Below are 3545 nucleotides of genomic sequence, written 5' to 3' on the forward strand. Positions count from 1 at the left end.
AAGTGCTTCGCCTCCGACACCGCGATGGCCGTCACCACCGACGCCGTCCAACTCCTCGGCGGCTACGGCTACACCCACGACTACCCGGTCGAACGCATGATGCGCGACGCCAAGATCACCCAGATCTACGAAGGCACCAACCAGGTCCAGCGCATCGTCATGGCCCGCCAACTCCTGAAGGGCCTCAACTGAGGGCCGGTGCGGGTGGTGGCCGAGGCCCAGCGCTGATCGCGAACCCCGTGGTAGCGGGGGCGATATACGATCGCCGGCATGGCCACGAGTGATGCCGCTCCGCGGCGTGAGGTCGACCCGGCGGTTCGGGCCGAGCTGGAGAGTCTTCGGGACAGCATCGACAACATCGACGCGGCGCTGGTCCACATCCTTGCCGAACGCTTCAAGTACACGCAGCGGGTCGGACGGCTGAAGGCCGAGCACGCCCTGCCGCCGGGGGATCCGGCGCGCGAGGCCCGGCAGATCGCCCGGCTGCGGACCCTCGCCGAGACCGCCAAGCTCGACCCGGCCTTCGCCGAGAAGCTCCTCGGCTTCATCATCAGCGAGGTCATCCGCCACCACGAGCAGATCGCCGAAGCCACCAGAAGCTGATTCCCTCCCGGCAACGACACGCTGGGTGATTCTGAGGGAACTCTCCGGATGCGGCATGATCTGCGCGTGCAGTCTGTGACTGCCCGGGGTGGAAGGACCAGAAGTTGGTGCCATGTGGTGCCCAGGTCGCTCGTCGTGTGTCGGCCGGGCTGCCGGAGGCGTTGGGGAGGATCGCGGCGGAGCGGGACTGGGACGCGTTGCAGGTCGTGTGTGACCAGCATCTGCTCTCGGTGGACGGCGAGCTGGCCGCGCGGTTGCTGGACGTGCTGACGCTCGTGCCGGACGACGAGTTGCGGGCGCGGCCGCGGCTGATGATGTCGTGGCTGAGTGTGTACTACGCGGCCACGCAGCCGGATGCCAGCGAGCTGCGGCCGTTCCTGCGGCACTACACCGAGCTCGGGACCCGGCTCGCCGCGTCGATGGACATCGACAGTGAGACGTCGGTGGCGACGCTGACGACGGTCGGTGTCGCGGCGATGATCGCGCTGCGGGAGCAGGGGCGATGTGTCGAGGCGGAGGAGCTGGGGCAGCGGCTCAGTGCGCGGGCCGCGCAGCTCAGCCCGCTGCCGGGGGTGGACAGTGGGTGGCGGCCGGGCTGGTTGCCGTTGCAGCGTGGGCTGACTCGTACGTTGATGGACGACCTGCCCGCCGCGGTCGAGCTGTACCGGCACGCGTACGAACTCGCGACGCTCGAGCCGCCAACTGCCGGGACCGCCCTGAACGCCGCCGCGAACCTCGCGATGATCTTCGCGAATCTCGGCCACGCCGGTCCCGCGCGGCAATGGCTGCAACGGATGCGGGAGTTCGAGGCGCCGTCGCAGCGGGTCCGGTTCCTGCTCACGGTCGGCGGATCGATCGCCGAGGGCTGGGACGCCCTCGACCGGTACGACGACACCGAACTCGCGAGCCGGCTGGAGATCATCGGCGACGGCACCCGGCGGATCGAGGTGTGGCCGTTCGCGGCCGCGCTGGTGTTCGCGCACGGGCTGTACCGCGGCGACCAGGCGGCGGCGCTCGCGCATCTCGGCACGCTCCGGCTCAGTCATGCGCCGGAGCTCACCGAACTCACCGCGGCCTCGCAGGTACTGCGGCGCGCGTGGATCGACCTGCTGACCGCGACCGGCCAAGGAACACGGGCGTTGCGGCTCATCAAGGAAACCGGTGCGAACGAGCCGTGGCTGACCCTCCCGACCGCGCGGATCCGGTTCCTCAACGGCGAGTACGCCGCGGTCCGCGCGCTCGCGTCCCGCCTGTCCTGGGGCACGGTCACGTCGTACCGGGATCTGCGGCAACTCCTTCTGCTCAAGGCGATCGCGGCGTTGCGGATGGGCGACGTACCGGAGGCACGGGCCGCCGCGGACCTGACCGATCGGCTGCGGGCGCCGGACGAGGTGTTGTCGCTGGCCTCGCTGGCACCGGCCGAACGCGCGGAAATCCAGGAAATCAAGGACTTTCCGTTGACCGACGAGGCCCGCGAACGCCTCGCGCGGGCGCCCGGGGTATTCCCGGATCGCCTGGATCTGGTGGAGCTGACCAGCCGGGAACACGCCGTACTCACCGAGCTGGACGCGGGTGGGAGTACGCCGGAAATCGCCGGGAAACTGGTGGTTTCCGTGAATACCGTGCGTACCCAGGTGAAGAGTGTCTACCGCAAACTCGGCGCTTCCAGTCGTGAGGATGCGGTGCTGCGCGCGTACGAACTCGGCCTGCTCTAGAAGAGCGTGCTGCCCAACGGACGCTGCGGATCGAACCCGGGAATGATCAGGAACGTCGCGCTGGCGGTCGTTGTCGTGAACGGGAGCAAAGCGTCGCCGTTACCCATGTGTGTCAGTGTTGCGGTGAAGGTCCGCAGGTCGTTCTGGAAGCTGACGAACAGCAGGCCGGCGGCCGGTTCGTCGATGCTGTAGGAACGGCGGAGCATCAGGCCGACACCGACCACGGCCGCGTGGGCGCGACGGGCGTGCGCGCCGGCCGGTACGACGTACCGCCCGTCGGGGGTCTTCGCGCCGAGATCGGGGCCGTCGGCAACAACTCCGCCGGACAACGGGATCCCGCTGTCGCGGTGGCGGCCCATCACGGCTTCCTGGGCCGCGGTGGAGAGGGCGGCGAAGCGGCCGAGGTCCAGTTCCATGCGGCGGAGTACGGCGATGGTGCCGCCGGCGACCGGGGCCGGGCCGTCCAGCCAGAGGTTGCGCTGTTGCTCCTCGGCGGTGTGCGGGCCGACGATGCCGTCGACGAATCCCAGCTGGTTGCGGGGTGCGGTGAGTCCGTCGGCGACCGGTACGGCGGGGCCGCGTCGGGCGGACTGGCGCCAGCGTTCCTGTAGGCGGTCGCCGGCTCGGTCGAGGAGGGCAGCGGCCGCTACGGAGAGGACGAGGGGGTCGGTGGCGCAGAGTTGCAGGAGTACGTCGCCGCCGCGTGCTTTCGGGGCAATCTGCTCGTGGGGGAAGGGCGGTAGGTCGGTTGCGCCGGGGAGGGTGTGGCCGGCCATTCGCACGAGTCGTGGACCGACGCCGACCGTGACGGTGAGGTCGCCGGGGGCGAGGCCGAGCAGTCGTGCTGAGGTGCCGGTGGTCAGCGCGACAATCGTCTCCCCGAGCTCCGCAAGCAACCGCCCGACGGCGGAGGCAGGCGGAACGGCGGATGAGGGGAGGTCGGCGATGATTGCCAGCAGGTTGGGTTGTGGGGTGCGAGGGGTGGTGATGCCGGCCTGGTACTTGCCGGTCGGCGGGATCGCCTGGGCGGCGACCGGAGTTGCGGGCGGCTGGTCTGAGGTTGCGGAGCAGCCGGCGGTCAGGACCGCGGCGGAGGCGGCGCCGAGGAGGGTGCGACGTGACGGGCGGTCGTCGGCTCGGATCACGGAGCGAGAGTGCCACATCACCCGCAGTACTCGCGAATCGGTCGTCCGTGCCACACTTTCCGCCATGTCACGTGGAGGTTGC

General features: G+C 69.9%; 4 protein-coding genes. 3 read left to right on the forward strand and 1 reads right to left on the reverse strand.

Annotated elements, in window-relative coordinates; all coding sequences use genetic code 11:
* The 3 genes from VFF46_RS21725 to VFF46_RS21735 all read left to right on the forward strand — a co-directional run.
* The coding region (locus VFF46_RS21725; protein WP_325039012.1) for an acyl-CoA dehydrogenase family protein at positions 1-192 on the forward strand (192 nt) is incomplete at its 5' end.
* A 78-nt stretch (positions 193-270) separates the two neighbouring features.
* The gene (locus VFF46_RS21730) at positions 271-603 is read left to right on the forward strand and encodes a chorismate mutase (protein ID WP_325039013.1); all 333 of its coding nucleotides are present in this window, start codon (positions 271-273) and stop codon (positions 601-603) included.
* 137 nt (positions 604-740) lie between these two features.
* Complete coding sequence (locus tag VFF46_RS21735; RefSeq protein ID WP_325039014.1) at positions 741-2318, forward strand: helix-turn-helix transcriptional regulator; 1578 nt, start codon at positions 741-743, stop codon at positions 2316-2318.
* Here the strand turns inward: VFF46_RS21735 and VFF46_RS21740 are convergent.
* Positions 2315-3463, reverse strand: coding sequence for a Dyp-type peroxidase (locus VFF46_RS21740; protein WP_325039015.1), 1149 nt, complete (start codon positions 3461-3463; stop codon positions 2315-2317). The genes VFF46_RS21735 and VFF46_RS21740 overlap by 4 nt on opposite strands.
* Positions 3464-3545: the final 82 nt, after the last annotated feature.

The organism is Kribbella sp. (genome assembly GCF_035655035.1).
GTDB lineage: Bacteria > Actinomycetota > Actinomycetes > Propionibacteriales > Kribbellaceae > Kribbella.